This is a genomic window from Herbaspirillum sp. meg3 (genome assembly GCF_002257565.1).
In the GTDB taxonomy this organism is placed as follows: domain Bacteria; phylum Pseudomonadota; class Gammaproteobacteria; order Burkholderiales; family Burkholderiaceae_D; genus Herbaspirillum.
This window is the reverse complement of record NZ_CP022736.1, coordinates 2,496,739-2,511,861: the sequence shown is the minus strand read 5'-3', so window position 1 is coordinate 2,511,861 and position 15,123 is coordinate 2,496,739. Positions and strand designations below refer to the sequence as shown.

Sequence of the window (15,123 nt, the reverse complement as noted above, 5' to 3'; positions counted from 1 at the left end):
GAAGGCGATAGGCGCGCCACGCATTTGCCTGTAGGAATTGACGTTGAAACCGGGCGTCACTCCACCGCGCCAGACCGACTGCCGGCTATAGGACCGCCTCCTCGGGACAGTACCAGCACATCCACCGGAAAACTTCGCAAGACGTCAGCCACGTCGATGTATTGCTCACGAATCGCACCCTGCATTCCCGACAAGATGCTTTGCCACTCTCCACCGGTCCATTCCAGCGGCAGATGCACCGCTGTATCCGCCCAGCGCTGCGGCGGGATCAGTGGAACAGCGGAGTGCAGCGATTGTGCCGAATGGCCGGAGGCGATCAGCCGTGCAGCGTGGCGGCTGCATAGGACGACCACCGTCACATCGCCTGCGCTGCGGGCAAACGCCAGCAGATGCTCGGCCAGTTCTCCGTCCACCGTGAGCGGCAGGTAATCTCCTGTCGTGAACAAAGCCTCCCGGCCGCTGCGGAAATGCAGCAGCGTGCGAATCAGTTGCTGCTTGCAGTCGCCACGGCGCCAGTCCTCGAGTGTCAACGCCCGCACGCCGTTACGCGCCATCAACGCTTGCCGCAATGCATAGTCCACCGGACGACGGTTATCCGGGTCAACCAGGCTGAAATCCCAGAGATCACACCCCTGATAAAGATCCGGAATGCCCGGCGCCGTCAGCCGCAACATCGTTTGACTCAGACTGTTGAGTGCGCCGGCAGCAGAGATCTCTTGCACAAAAGCGCGTAAGGCCGGCAAAAACGGATTGTCGGTATCCGATCGCAAGATGCGTTGCAGGAAAGCTTCGCAATGCCCCTCATAAACCGGATCCGGCGCATTCCAGTCGGTGCGCCGTTTGGCTTCTCGCAAGGCCTTGCGCTGCCATGCAGAAACGCGCCGGATCAGGTCCGTCAACTCCCCTGAATGGCTTTCACCCGACGGTGAAGACGGTGACGATTGCGTGGTTTGCGGCAGCGGCCACACGCCAACCAGCGTCTGATACAGCATCAGTTCGTCCACGGGATCGATGGGCGCCTGCTGGCGTGCCGTTGTGTTAAGCGCACGCCAGCGCTGCAATGCCTGTTGCCAGTGCGCAGGAATCTCGCTGAGTACCGCCAGCCGCATGCGGGCGTCTTCGCCGCGCTTGTGATCATGCGTTGCCGTCGCGAGCATGCTGCGTGGAAAATCGCGTTGGCGCCGCAAGACGTCGCGATGAAAATCCTCTACCGGTAACGCCAGTTGTGCCGGGTCGGATCCCACTTCGTTGCGCGACAGCAAACGGCCGTAGCGATAAAAGGCGGTGTCTTCGGTCGACTTTGCCGTCAGCGGCGGCGTCAATTGTTGAAACCGTGTCAGCGCGCGCCAGTGCAACTGACTGTAATTGGCGGCGTGCCCCTCCTGATGCTGCTGATTTTTCAGCCCCTGCAGTTTCTCCGGCTCCGGCGCATCCGCCAGCCAACCGGCGATGGCGTCCAGTGTCGGCAAATCCTGCTTGCGCAGACAGTCGCGCACGCGCGCCGCAGTGGTCCTGATCAGAAAGCCGTCGCGGCTGTCGCAGCCGTCGTGATCGCCATAGCTGCGATACACCGGAAAGTACGCCAGCAACTCCAGCATGCAACGCCGTATCGACATCAGCGAGATGTCGCGTGTCGCCACACTTGTGCGCGCCAACGCATGCAAGGTCGCGGTCAAGGCGTTGAACTCGCTGGCGAAGTTCTGCGTCAGCAAACGCCGCCGCGTCGCCAGCACGACATAGTCGAAACCGTCGGGGTCGGCGCGGTACTCCTTCCAGATCGTATCCAGTGCTGCTGCTCCCTCACCATCGTGCAACACAGCGCCGGCCTGATCCATGAAGTCGTAACCGGTGGTGCCGTCGAGGCTCCAACTATTGCGCAAGCTTTCATCTGGCGCCAGAATTTTCTCGGCGATGATGTAGGGTACGATGTCGCGCCGGATGCCTTGCAGGCGCTCGCGCAACCGCCGCACATAGGCGGCTGGGTCGGCCAGTCCGTCGATGTGATCGATACGTACGCCGTCAATCAGGCCCTCTTCATAAAGACGGAACAGCCCGGCATGCGTCGCTTCGAATACATCCACCTGCTCCACTCGCATGCCGATCAGATCCCCGATCTCAAAAAAACGCCGCCAATTGATTTCATCGCCGGCGTTGCGCCAATCGGTGAGGCGATAATGCTGGCGCTCCAGCAAGGCATGTAGAGCCTGCGCGCCATGCGGTGTGGCCGCGCTGAAGGTCGCCAGCGCAGTATGCAGCGATGCCATGCCCTCAACATCGGCGACGGTAGTTGCCAGTTCACGCCATGCCTGTTCGGCTCGCGTCTGGCGCTCTTCTTGTACAGCAGCATCCAGCACACGCTCGAAGGCAGTGATGGATTTCGTCAGATAGGGGGAGTCCGCCGCCGAGAGAATCTCAACATAGTCTTCCGGCGCGACCGGCAAGCGGTTACCTGGAATCGCGACGTACAGACGCGCCGATTCAACATCAAAACCGAGACCGATTTCGGCATCGCGCAGTAATTGCCCGTAGGGCTTGCCCAGTACCGGCAACAACACTTTGCCGTGTAATGCCGGATCGGCGCCCAGCCATTCGATATCGAACCAGCTCGCGTGACGGCTATGCTGCCCCCAGAGCAGGATGTCGTACCACCAGGGATTTTGTCCATCAACGGCCATGTGATTGGGCACGATATCGACGATCAGTCCCATCTGCCGTGCGTGCAAGCCTTGCACCAGGCGACGCAGGCCTTCTTCGCCGCCGAGTTCAGGATTGACGCGTCCAGGATCGACCACATCGTAGCCATGCGTCGAACCGCTACGCGCGGTGAATATCGGCGAGGCATACAGATGGCTGACGCCAAGCGCGGCAAAATAATCGCACTGCGCCAATGCATCGTCAAAGGTGAAGCCGCGATGAAACTGGATGCGCAAGGTGGCTTGCAACGGGCGCGGAAGCTGCTGAGGATTAGATGTCGGCATATTTACTTTCGCGTCATTTTTACGTTACTTTTTTATGTCGGGCCGTTGCAGCAAGCGCATGCGCCGGCGGCATGGCGTCTGTTCCAGCAAGGTGGAGGCGGTCGCCGGCAACCGCCGTTGCCAGTTGGGATGTACCGCAACCGTGCCGGGCAGATTGGGTTGCTCTTCCAGCCCCAGCAGATCCTCAATCGGCAGCAAAGCCAACGGTGCCGGAGTCTGCGCGATGTAAGCCGCGGCGCCGTCCGCCACGGATTCCGGCTGATCATCGGCGGGCTGTTCTCCGCTGACGCATCCGGCTTCCTGCAGGGCTTGCCACAGTGATCGGCGATCTTGCTTACGGTCGTCCAAGGCCTGCGCCTCGGTGTCGCCCGGCGTCAGCAAATCCAGTTCAGCACGCCAGCCGATGTCGCGCCCGCTCCACCAACCCGCCACCGTCGGCAGGTCATGCGTGGAGGTGGTCGCAATGGCGTGCGCAGGCCATGCCTTGGGCGGCAAAAATTGCTTCTGCTCGCGTTCAAACCACAGCACGCCTATCCCAAGCAAGCCGCTATTCTGGAGTTGCGTGTCAAAACCTTCCGGCACGGTACCGAGATCTTCGCCGATCACAATGGCGCGATGCCGCCACGATTCCAATGCGACCAGCCGCAACAGGTCGGATGCCGGATAGCGCAGATAGGCGCCGTCGTTGGCATCGGCGCCTTCCGGCGTCAACCACAGCCGCGTCAGACCCATCACATGATCGATACGCACGCCGCCGGCATGCGCAAACACCGAACGCAGCATCGCAATATAGGAGCGGAATCCCGCTGCCCGCATCGCCAGCGGTGAGAACGCGCCGATGCCCCAGTTTTGCCCACGCGTGTTAAGCAGATCCGGCGGTGCGCCCACCGACAGACCGGCAATCATTTCGTCACTATGGCTCCATGCCTGACTGCCGCCGTTGTCGGCGCCGACGGCCAGATCGGCGATCAGACCGACCGCCATGCCGCTGTCGCGCGCCGCCTGTTGCGCACGTTGCAAACTGCGTGCCGCCTGCCATTGCAAAAAGACATGGAAATCGATTTCGCCGCCCTGCTCCTGCGCAAAGCGACGCAGCTCTGCGGACTCGGGATGGTGGTAGCGCTCTGGCCAATGCCGCCAATCGCTGGCAATGCCCGGCGTCTTTGCGGACAGCGTGTGATGCAGCGCCTCGAACAACGCGTGGTCTGCCAGCGCCCGTCCGCCCTGCAAGCGAAACGCGGCAAACTCTGCCGAAGGCGTACCTTGCATGCGAAACATGCCGTATAAGCGCCGCAACAGATTCAGGCGATGCCGCCCGGCTTCCGGCCAGTTGACCTGCGACGCGTGTTCCAGACGCTGTTGCAGGGCCATGGCTTCCGGTCCGGCTTCCTGCAGAACCTGCTGCATTGCGCTGCGCCCCATGACATCCGCCGGATCGATATGCAGCACATTGAGGAACAAGCGGCTCGATGGCGAATACGGACTGAAGCGATGCGTGTCTGCGGCAAACATGGCGTGCACCGGCGAGATCGCCAATGCTGTCGCCCCCTCCTTGCCGGCTTTCGTCGCCAGCTGCGCCAAACCGCCGAAGCTGCCGATACCGCCATCGTCTTCGCTGCGCAATCCATAGAGTTGCAGCGCCAGCCCCCAGCCGCGCTCGCGGGCGTCCCCTTTGTCGAGAAAGGCATCCGCCACGCCATAGCAGCGCGGTGGCGCCACAGCCAGCGTGACTTCGATACCGGCCACCTGCAGACGGTGATAACCGTAACGGTCAATGGCGGCGATGATCGGCGCGTCACCGTCGTTTCCGGCGTTTCCTGATATCTTTCGCGCCAACTGCTCGCCGGATTCCAGAATGATCAGGCAGGACTGTCCTTGCAAGCCACATTGCGCCGGCAGGACAATGTCTTTACCGACTTCCGCAGTGATCAATGACGGCAGTGCCGCCGAGCGGTTGATCTCTTGCAGCCGCGCACGGCTTTCATCAGCTTGCCGATGGCTGTCGCACGGCAAGCCCAATGTCGCCAGGATCGTGCGCAGCGATGCCGGCGACACCGTTTGCGGCTGGTCATAGGCATCGATCCAGTTGACTGCGATGCCGGCCAGCGCCGCCAGGTTATAGACGGCCTGGTCGTAATCGCTGGGTGCTTGTTCTTGCGGACGGCTAGTCATCTTGCTGCCTCGCGAATGACCAAAATAGAATGCGGCGGCAATACACCTCCAGCCAATGAATCAAGTACGCCACCACTATCGAACAGAACATCGGCACCGGCCAGCGTAGCGAGCGCATCCAGCGTTGTATCGGTTGAATCCGTCACTGCCTCGTTACCCAGATTGATCGTGATACACAACACCGTGCCGTTATTCAGCCGCCACCGCGCGTAGACCGCCGCTGGCCCGATGGCTTGCGCATCCAATGCGATGGCGCCCGGCAGATACGGCGTAATCGCCTCACGCCGGATGAGCAGCAGGCGGTAGCACCAGCCCATCCATTGCCCTGCGCTGGCGTCTTCTTCCGGCGCGACAGGCTCGGGAATCGATGCCATGAAGGTGGAAAAACTGTTTGGATCGGGCAAGGCATCCAGGGCCGCCGGATCCGCAAACTCGGGGAAGCGTGAAAACTCTTTGCGCCGTCCCGTCCTCACCGCATCGGCCAGCTTTTCGTCAGCATGGCTGGTGAAGTAATAGAACGGCTGCGCCGCACCGTATTCTTCGCCCATGAACAGCATCGGGATCTGCGGCGATAGCAACAGCAAGGCTTGTGCCGCGCGCAGCGCTGCAGGATCGGCCAGCGCCGTGAGCCGCTCACCGCGGGCGCGGTTGCCGATCTGATCGTGATTTTGCAGAAACAGCACGAACGCCGTCGGCGGCAGTTCAACACTGCTTTCGCCACGCAGCTCGTTGTCGCGGTATGGCGACGGCTCACCCTGATAGATGAATCCTTCGCGCAGGCAACGCGCCAGTTTTTCAGCAGGCTGGATCGCATAGTCGGCATAGTAGCCGCCTGTTTCGCCGGTCAACAGTACGTGCAAGACGTGATGGCCGTCATCGTTCCATTGGGCCTCATACGTGCCGCCACCAGATCCGTCAGCGACACCACCGTTGAGCAACGACGCGGCATTGCCGTCATGCTCCAGCACCAGATGGACATGACGTTTGCCGAGACCGATCTCCCCATCCTCCAGCGCGATGGCTGTGCGCACCTTCGCCGCCAGCGTACGCAGCCAGCTTTGATCGCCAATGGCATGCACGGCGTCCAGCCGCAGGCCGTCAAAGCGATACTCTTGCAGCCAGTACAAGGCATTCTGCGCAAAGAAGTCTGCTACCTCTGGCCGGTGAAAATCGATGCTCTGCCCCCACGGCGTGTTCGTATCGTTGCGAAAGAACGGCGAGTAGCTGGCGAGATAATTGCCGTCCGGCCCGAAATGGTTGTACACCACGTCGAGAAACACCATCATTCCCAGGCCATGCGCCGTATCGATCAATTGCTTGAGTTGCTCCGGCGTGCCATAACTGGCGTCGGGGGCATACGGCAATACGCCGTCATAACCCCAGTTGTAAGCCCCGGGAAACTCCGACACCGGCATCAGCTCGACCGCCGTGATGCCGAGTTCGGCCAGCTCTTGCAGCCGCTGCGTCACCCCTGCAAAACCGCCCAGTGCGCCGACATGCAACTCGTACAGCACCGTCTCATGCCACGGCCGGCCGCGCCAGTCAACCGTCTGCCACTCATAGGCAGACGCATCGATCACGACACTGTCGGCATGCACGTCACCGGCCTGGCAGCGTGAAGCAGGATCGGGCACGCTGATCTCGCCGTCGATCTGCGACATCAGCACGTAGTGATACTGGGTCAGCGCCTCGCAGTCGGTCTCGACTTCGAACCAGCCGTCCTCCGCAGAAGACAGAGACGGCGACATTGGTACGCGGCGGCGCCCGTCCAGTTCGACGGCGGCCGTTTTGGCCAGCGGTGCCCAGATGCGAAAGCGCGTGCGGCCATTACCCAGATACTCGGCGCCGAACGGCAAACGATAATGAAAACGGACATTATTGGGATGAAGCGGAACCAGACTATTCATGATTATTCCCGGCACGGACGGTTGGCGAAGACCTGCACACTGTGGGCGGCAACCTGAACGCTCGCCTCAGTACAGGGCTCGATAGAAGCAGCGCCATCGGGAACATTGCTGTCGATCAGCAGATAATGCGCGTCCCCGGGGCGTGGGAACGTGAAATCGATGGCCTCATGACCAGCATTGAAAAACATCAGGACGATGTCCGGCTGCACGGCAGAATGCGGGCTGTCCTGGTCAGCGGCACCGCTGTTGCCGTCCTTGCGGCCGACGGCCTCATCCGCCGTCGCCGGCGCACTGGCGCAAAGCAATGTCAGCGCACGTGCCACCGGATTTTGCCAGTCTTCGACTGAAATCGGCGTGGCGCGCTCGTCGAACCAGGAGACATCCTTGAGGCCCGGCTGGATCTCGCGACGGCCGTGCAGGAAGCGTTCGCTCAGCAACACCGGGAAGTCCCGGCGAATCGCGCTCAGACGGCCAACGTAGGTGGTCAGCGCGACTGCCTCCTCGCTTTGTGCAGCAGTCCAGTCGACCCATGAAATTTCGTTGTCCTGACAATAGGCGTTGTTGTTGCCCCCCTGGCTGCGATGGAATTCGTCGCCGGCAAGCAGCATCGGTGTGCCTTGCGCAAGAAACACGCAGGTCAGCATCGAACGCTGCACCGTTGCACGCAACTGTTCAATTGCAGGATCGTCGCTCGGTCCCTCGATACCCCAGTTGGCGCTGTAGTTGTCGTTGTGGCCGTCATTGCCGTTTTCACCGTTGGCTTCGTTGTGTTTGCCTTCATAGCAGACCAGATCACGCAAGGTAAAACCGTCATGTGAAGCGATGAAGTTGACCGATGCCCATGGCTTGCGATGGTGATGGTCGAACAAATCCGAAGAACCCAGCATGCGTCCGGCAAATTCGCCGCGCACGCCCTCGGCGCCGGCCCAGAAGCGGCGAATGCCATCACGGAATTTATCGTTCCATTCGGCAAAACGCGGCGGATGATTACCCAGTTGATAGCCGCCCGGCCCGATATCCCATGGCTCGGCGATCAGCTTCAGTTGCGACAACACGGGATCCTGCATCAGGGCGTCAAAGAAGCCGCTATGCGGATCGAAGCCGGTCGGCTCGCGTCCCAGTGTCGAGCACAAGTCAAAACGGAATCCGTCGATGTCGAACGCCTGTGCCCAGTAGCGCAGCGAGTCGAGCACCATCTGGATCACGCGCGGATGCGACATGTTGACGGTATTGCCGCAACCGGTATCGTTGATGTAGTAACGCTCCTGCCCCGGAATCAACCGGTAGTAACTGGCGTTGTCCAACCCACGGAAACTCAGCGTCGGCCCGAGTTCGCTGCCAGAACAGGTATGGTTGTAGACCACGTCGAGGATCACCTCGATCCCGGCAGCGTGGAAATGCCGCACCGCCATGCGCACTTCGTTGAGGTCGCCCGTAGACAGATAGCTCGGTTCGGGGGCGAAAAATCCCAGCGTGCTGTAACCCCAGTAATTGCGCAGGTCGCGTTGCAGCAGAAAACTTTCTTGCAGAAACGCATGCACCGGCATCAGCTCAATCGTCGTCACGCCCAGCTTCTGCAAATGCGCGATGAAATCAGGATGGCCCAGCGCGGCGAAAGTCCCACGCTCATGCGGCATCACACCTTCGCGTTGCATGGAAATGCCGCGCACATGGGCTTCATAGATTACTGTCTTCGACCATGGCACGCGCGGGCGCGGATAGTTTTGTCCGACCGGCATCTCTTCAATGACTACGGCTTTGGGCATGGCCGCTGCGCTGTCGCGGCGGTCAAAGCTCAGGTCACCCTTGGGCGAATGCAGGCGATAGCCAAACAAGGCGTCAGTCCAGCGCACTTGGCCCACCAGCTTGCGTGCATAGGGATCGAGCAGCAGCTTGTTGGGATTGAATCGATGGCCCTTGTTCGGCTCATAGGGGCCATAGGCACGATAGCCGTAAACCAGTCCCGGCGAGGTATCCGGCAGATAGCCGTGCCAGACTTCGTCGGTGCATTCAGGCAAGATGATGCGCTCGACTTCGCGCCTGCCGGTAGCGTCAAAAATGCACAGCTCGATTTTGCTGGCATGCGCCGAGAATACGGCAAAGTTGATCCCCAGTCCGTCAAAACGTGCACCCAATGGATAAGGTGCTCCTGCCTGCAGTTTTCTTGGTGTGATCAGTGTCATTGTTGTTTTCTCAGAGTATTTCTCAGGTTATCGTCGGCGTAAAAACAGGGTGGACAATGGTGGCAAGGTCAGCAGAACCGAAGCCGGATGGCCGTGCCAATGCTCTGCTTGTGCGATCACCCCGCCGGCGTTGCCCAGATTGCTGCCGCCATACATGTCGGCGTCGGTATTGAGGATTTCGTCCCATTGATAGCTGTTGTCCGGCCCCGGCGGCACTCCGATGCGGTAGTTATGCCGCGGTACCGGCGTCATGTTGACGACGACCAGCAGCGGCGCCTCGCCCGCATCGCCGTAACGGAAATAAGCGAACACGCTGTTGACGCTGTCATTGCCCACCACCCAAGAGAATCCTTCGGCCTGGGAGTCATAGCGATGCAAGGCAGGCAGGTCGACGTAGAGGCGGTTGAGGTCGCGCACCAGACGCTGAATGCTGCGATGACGCGGATCGTCCAGCAGCTCCCATTGCGGCGATTTGTCGTGATCGAACTCGTCGTACTGGCCGAACTCACTGCCCATGAAGAGCAATTTCTTGCCGGGGTGGGTCCACATGAAACCAAAATAGGCGCGCAGGTTGGCGAACTTCTGCCAATAGTCGCCCGGCATCTTTTGCAGCAAGGTGCGTTTGCCGTGCACGACCTCATCGTGCGAAATCGGCAGAACGAAGGATTCCGAAAATGCGTAGATCATGCCGAACGTGAAGTCATGATGATGGTAGCGGCGATAGATGCTGTCCTGCTCCACATAACGTAGCGTGTCGTGCATCCATCCCATGTTCCACTTGTAGGAAAAGCCCAGTCCGCCCTGCTCCACCGGCGCCGTCACACCCGGCCAGGAGGTTGATTCCTCCGCGATCATCAGCGCGCCGGGGCAACGTTCATGAACGGTCTGGTTGAGTTCGCGCAGGAAAGCGACCGCCTCCAGGTTCTCGCGGCCGCCATGGATGTTCGGTACCCACTCACCGGCATTACGGCTGTAATCGCGGTACAGCATTGACGCCACCGCATCCACGCGCAGTCCATCGACGTGAAAGTGCTCCAGCCATTCCAGCGCACTGGCGATCAGGAAACCGCGCACCTCATGCCGGCCGAGGTTGTAGATCAGCGTATTCCAGTCCTGATGAAAACCCTCGCGTGGATCGCCGTGCTCATACAGCGGCGTACCGTCGAAGTGAGCCAGGCCGTGCGGGTCCGACGGAAAATGCGCCGGCACCCAGTCGAGGATGACACCGATGCCTTCGCCATGGCAGGCGTCAACAAAGGCTGCGAAATCTGCTGCCGCCCCAAATCGCGCGCTGGGGGCAAACTGTGACAAGGGTTGATACCCCCACGAGCCGCCGAATGGGTGTTCCATCACGGGCAACAGTTCGACATGGGTGAACCCCATGCCTTTGACGTAAGGAATCAGGCGTTCCGCCAGTTCGTTCCAATCGAGATTGCGGCCGTCCTCTTCAAGGATGCGCATCCAGGAGGCCGCATGGACTTCATAGATGGATATCGGAGACTGTACGGATTGTCGTTGCGCACGTTGCTGCATCCAACTCTCATCGTGCCAGCGCCAGCCGCTACGGTCATCGATGACGCGCGATGCAGTGGCCGGTGGCGCTTCAGTCGCCCGCGCCATGGGATCTGCCTTGGCAGGCAACACCGTGCCGTCGGGCCCGACAATCTCGTATTTGTAGAGCGTGCCGTCGCGCAAGCGCGGGATGAACAGCTCCCACACGCCCGCGCTCTGGCGCAGCCGCATGGGATGCCGGCGGCCGTCCCATTGATTGAAATCACCGATGACGGAGACGCGCCGGGCATTTGGCGCCCACACCGCAAAGCGCACGCCTTCCACATCGTCTATCGTCATCACCTGCGCACCGAAACAGCGGCCGAGCTGGCGATGGCGGCCTTCGCGGAACAGATGCAGATCAAAGTCACTCAGCAGCAGGCCAAAGGCATAGGCGTCTTCGGTGATCTGCACCTCTTCGCCACCGGCCGGGCAAGGCCAGGCCACATGCAGCACATATGGAATCTCGCGCTGTGCAGCGTGCGCAGGCAACACCACTTCGCCATAAAAAATGCCTGTAGCGGTTTCGCTGTCTCCCGGCACTGGTTCAAGCTGCGTGAGATTGCCGAGCAAGGCGCCATGCGGATCGACATCGTCAGCCGGACGTGAGAACACCTGCACGGCGGTTGCCCCCGGGTAGTAGCAGCACAGACGCAGGCGCGGTTCATCCTGCGATAATTTGACATAGCGCGGCCCGAGCAAGGCAAACGGATCCCCCAACTGACCCTGTTGCAGACTGGCAGTCAATGCCACGCCGGGGAAATACGGCGCGTCGTGCTCATTCTGAATCGGGTGATGTTCGGTTTCCATGGTGTTTTTCAGTTGCGGCAATGCCATCGTTGCTCCCGTTGGTGCTATTTCTTTTCCAGTAAACGATTCGCGATGGCATAGATGCCGTGCAACGGCACGTGCATCCATGCGGGCCGGTTGGCCGCTTCGTAGCAAATCTCGTAGGCTGCTTTTTCCAGGGTGAACAAATCGAGCAAGTCGTTTTGCGCAGCCAGCGGCAGGTTATGCGCCAACGCCGGATTACCGACGCGATAACCTTCCAGAAAGGCGGCCTGGCATTCCGGTGCGAACCGGCGCAAGACCTGCTCCTTGCCCGCACGTGCAGCGTCGTCAAGATCGCCCGGCCCCATGTTGTTGCCGAAGGCGGCGGCATAGTCGAAAGAACGCATCAGGCCGGCGACATCGCGCAAAGGGCTTCCCTTGGCACGGCGCTCTTCCAGCGAGCGTGCCGGTTCACCTTCGAAATCGATGATGAAGACGTCGTTGAACGCGATCAGTACTTGCCCCAGATGCAGGTCGCCGTGCAGACGGATGCATAAGGATCCTTCGCCTGCCTGCGCCAGTTGCTCGATGCGTTTGAGCAGCGGTTCGCGCTGTGCCAGCAGCCGTCCGACGTAACGCGCCTCGTCGACTGTGACCCAATCGTTCTTTCTGCGCAGGATGTCGCAGGCGGCATTGAGCTGGGTTGCGGCGGCCTGAGCCCAGGATTGCGATACGGCAGTGCGCACGGTTTCCGGCGCAAAGGCCGGATCGTCGGTGGGCTTACCCAGCAAGGTATGCATCTCACCCAGGCGCTGACCCAGTAAACGTGCAAAGGTCGCAAGCTCGGCCAGTGCAGTGTCGCCGTTGCTATTGCTCCGATCGTGTTGCGCATTGCGGGGATCGGCCAGCGTGTCGCTCTGAATTGCACGCTCCAGCGTGTCCATGGTCCATTGCCAGGCGTCACCCTGATTGTCGATATAGCGCTGCAAGACAATCAATGCATACGGTGTACCGTCTTCGCTGATGCGGGTGACTTCGCCCAGCGTCGCCGGTACATTGGGAAAGCCATGCTCAGTCAGGTAGCGGCCCATCTCGATTTCCGGATGGATGCCGGGCTTGACCAGGCGCAATACCTTCATGACCATGGCGTCATTGATGACCACAGAGCTGTTCGACTGCTCCTGGGCGACACGGCGCAATTGCAGCGGTGCTTTCAGGATGGCGGCATCGAAGGCGGCGGTCGGCGCGAATAGCATGCGTCCCTGCCCGGCAGGTACTTCAGCGCGTTCCGCCAGCAGTTCCAGAACGGTCATGATGAAAGAATCGAGGGCAAAAGCATCCGTCAGGAAACCCACATGACGATTGCGTCGTACTCGCGACAAGGCCAGTTGATGCGGCAAGGCCGAGATAGTGTCTTCTTCGCGGATGAAGCCCAGCGGCAGCAAATATCGCTGTAGCTGAGTGCCTCCTTGCGCGGCTGTCGATACTTCGATTTCGCTCAGCACCACCGGCAAAGCGCCGGGTACGTTTTTCGACATCGGCAATGTGGTCGCCGCCACCATCGATACCGCTTCTATCGTCTTTTGCTTGGCGGCATACCAGCGCCGTTTGAGCAGATAGTGCGGCAACACTTCTTGTTCCAGCGTGGTGCGCGCAGGCGCCTCCATGATCTCTTCCACGCCGTTGCGCAAGACCAGGGTCACATATTCCGGCAAAGGTTCGGGAGTCGCGGCGTACCATGACGGCATGTTGGCTTCGGCCGCCAGCAGGAACCAATAAAAGCCGAAAGGCGGCAAGGTCAGCAGATAATTCAGCTTGCCGATTGGCGGAAAAGCAGTCCCGCCCATCATTTCGATAGGAATACGGTCGGCAAAGGCCGACAGCTCCAGCTCGACCGCCTGCGCCGACTGCGACAGGTTCGCCACGCACAGGATAGTCTCGGTAGCGCCGCCTTGTTTGGGATCGCTGTATTCACGCAGATAAGCGAGGATCTTGCGATTGCTTGGGTAGATCAGCGTCAGCGTGCCACGGCCGAAGGCCTGATGCTGCTTGCGTACGCTAAGCAGACGGCGCATCCAGTTGAGCATGGAATGGCGGTCGTCGCTTTGCGCTTCCACGTTAATGGTCTGATAGCCGTATTGCGGATCCATGAGCGGCGGCAACACCAGCCGTGCAGGGTCGGCGCGCGAAAAGCCGCCGTTGCGATCCAGCGTCCATTGCATCGGTGTCCGCACGCCGTCGCGGTCGCCCAGGTGGATGTTGTCGCCCATGCCGATTTCGTCGCCGTAATAAATCACCGGCGTACCTGGCATCGACAACAGAAAACTGTTGAGCAACTGGATACGGCGCCAGTCGCGTTCGACCAGCGGCGCAAGGCGGCGGCGGATACCAAGGTTCAGGCGTGCCCGGCGATCCGGCGCGTAAAAATTCCACAGATAGTCGCGTTCGGCATCGGTCACCATTTCCAGCGTCAGCTCGTCATGGTTGCGCAGAAAAATCGCCCATTGGCATTCCGCAGGAATATCCGGCGTCTGCCGCAGGATGTCGGTAATCGGAAAACGATCCTGACTGGCCAGCGCCATGTACATGCGCGGCATCAGCGGAAAGTGAAACGCCATGTGGCACTCGTCGCTGTCGCCAAAATATTGCTGCACATCTTCCGGCCACATGTTGGCCTCGGCCAGCAGCATGCGGTCGGGATATTTGCGATCCATCTCGGCACGGATGCGCTTGAGGATGGCGTGGGTTTCCGGCAGGTTTTCGTTGCTGGTGCCTTCACGTTCGATCAGATACGGCACGGCATCCAGGCGCAAGCCGTCGATGCCCAGATCAAGCCAGAACGACATGACGTTGAGCACGGCTTTGAGCACTTGCGGGTTGTCGAAATTGAGATCCGGCTGGTGCGAATAGAAGCGATGCCAGAAGTAAGCCTTGGCGACCGGATCCCAGGTCCAGTTGGATTTTTCGGTATCGACGAAAATGATGCGCGTACCCTCGTAACTCTTGTCGTCGTCCGACCAGACATAGAAATTGCGCGCCACCGATCCGGCCCGCGCCTGCCGTGCACGCTGAAACCAGGGATGCTGATCCGAGGTGTGATTGATGACCAGTTCGGTGATGATGCGCAGTCCGTGCTCATGAGCTGCGGCGATAAAGCGGCGCACATCGCTCATGTTGCCGTAGTCGGGATGGACGCCCTTGTATTCGGCAATGTCGTAGCCGTCATCGCGGCGTGGCGACGGATAGAACGGCAACAGCCAGATGGTATTGACGCCAAGCCCCGTGATGTAATCGAGTTTTTGAATCAGCCCGGCAAAGTCGCCGATGCCGTCGTCGTTGGCGTCGAAGTAGGATTTGACGTGGATCTGATAAATGATCGCGTCCTTGTACCACAGCGGATCATCGGTAAAGCGCAGACCGGCCCTGCCCGCCCGGTTGGCTTTGGCGCGCTCGGCCTTGCTGGGCCTTTGCTTGCTGCCCTTTGCATCGCTATGTTCTTTCTTGTCGCCCGCAGGCGGTTCGCGATTACGCAGTACGGTACTGTTTGCGGGAATATCCATA

6 protein-coding genes are annotated in these 15,123 nt (G+C 60.3%); all 6 read right to left on the bottom strand.

Features of this window, described 5'->3' with window-relative positions; translation table 11 throughout:
• Window positions 1–56 precede the first annotated feature (56 nt).
• The 6 genes from treY to treS are packed head-to-tail and all read right to left on the bottom strand — an operon-like array spanning window position 57 to window position 15,122.
• Window positions 57–2,978, bottom strand: coding sequence for a malto-oligosyltrehalose synthase (treY, locus tag hmeg3_RS11350; RefSeq protein ID WP_094563812.1), 2,922 nt, complete (start codon window positions 2,976–2,978; stop codon window positions 57–59).
• A gap of 24 nt (window positions 2,979–3,002) precedes the next feature.
• Window positions 3,003–5,150 (bottom strand): 4-alpha-glucanotransferase, encoded by a 2,148-nt coding sequence (malQ, locus tag hmeg3_RS11345; protein ID WP_094563811.1) that lies wholly within the window; start codon window positions 5,148–5,150, stop codon window positions 3,003–3,005.
• Window positions 5,147–7,057 carry a malto-oligosyltrehalose trehalohydrolase gene (gene treZ, locus hmeg3_RS11340; RefSeq protein WP_094563810.1) on the bottom strand — a complete coding sequence of 637 codons (1,911 nt, stop codon included), beginning with the start codon at window positions 7,055–7,057 and terminating at the stop codon, window positions 5,147–5,149. The genes malQ and treZ overlap by 4 nt, the downstream gene beginning before the upstream one ends.
• Before the next feature lie 2 nt (window positions 7,058–7,059).
• Complete coding sequence (gene glgX / locus hmeg3_RS11335; protein ID WP_094563809.1) at window positions 7,060–9,240, bottom strand: glycogen debranching protein GlgX; 2,181 nt, start codon at window positions 9,238–9,240, stop codon at window positions 7,060–7,062.
• 27 nt (window positions 9,241–9,267) lie between these two features.
• Complete coding sequence (glgB, locus tag hmeg3_RS11330) at window positions 9,268–11,601, bottom strand: 1,4-alpha-glucan branching protein GlgB (RefSeq protein ID WP_094566275.1); 2,334 nt, start codon at window positions 11,599–11,601, stop codon at window positions 9,268–9,270.
• 44 nt (window positions 11,602–11,645) lie between these two features.
• A complete protein-coding gene (gene treS, locus hmeg3_RS11325; protein ID WP_094563808.1) occupies window positions 11,646–15,122 on the bottom strand; it encodes a maltose alpha-D-glucosyltransferase in 3,477 nt (1,158 codons plus the stop codon).
• Window position 15,123: the final 1 nt, after the last annotated feature.

Coding starts and splice junctions, on each gene's coding strand:
- treY (WP_094563812.1), bottom strand. CDS start 2,978: ATGCCGACATCTAATCCTCAGCAGCTTCCGCGCCCGTTGCAAGCCACC.
- malQ (WP_094563811.1), bottom strand. CDS start 5,150: ATGACTAGCCGTCCGCAAGAACAAGCACCCAGCGATTACGACCAGGCC.
- treZ (WP_094563810.1), bottom strand. CDS start 7,057: ATGAATAGTCTGGTTCCGCTTCATCCCAATAATGTCCGTTTTCATTAT.
- glgX (WP_094563809.1), bottom strand. CDS start 9,240: ATGACACTGATCACACCAAGAAAACTGCAGGCAGGAGCACCTTATCCA.
- glgB (WP_094566275.1), bottom strand. CDS start 11,601: ATGGAAACCGAACATCACCCGATTCAGAATGAGCACGACGCGCCGTAT.
- treS (WP_094563808.1), bottom strand. CDS start 15,122: ATGGATATTCCCGCAAACAGTACCGTACTGCGTAATCGCGAACCGCCT.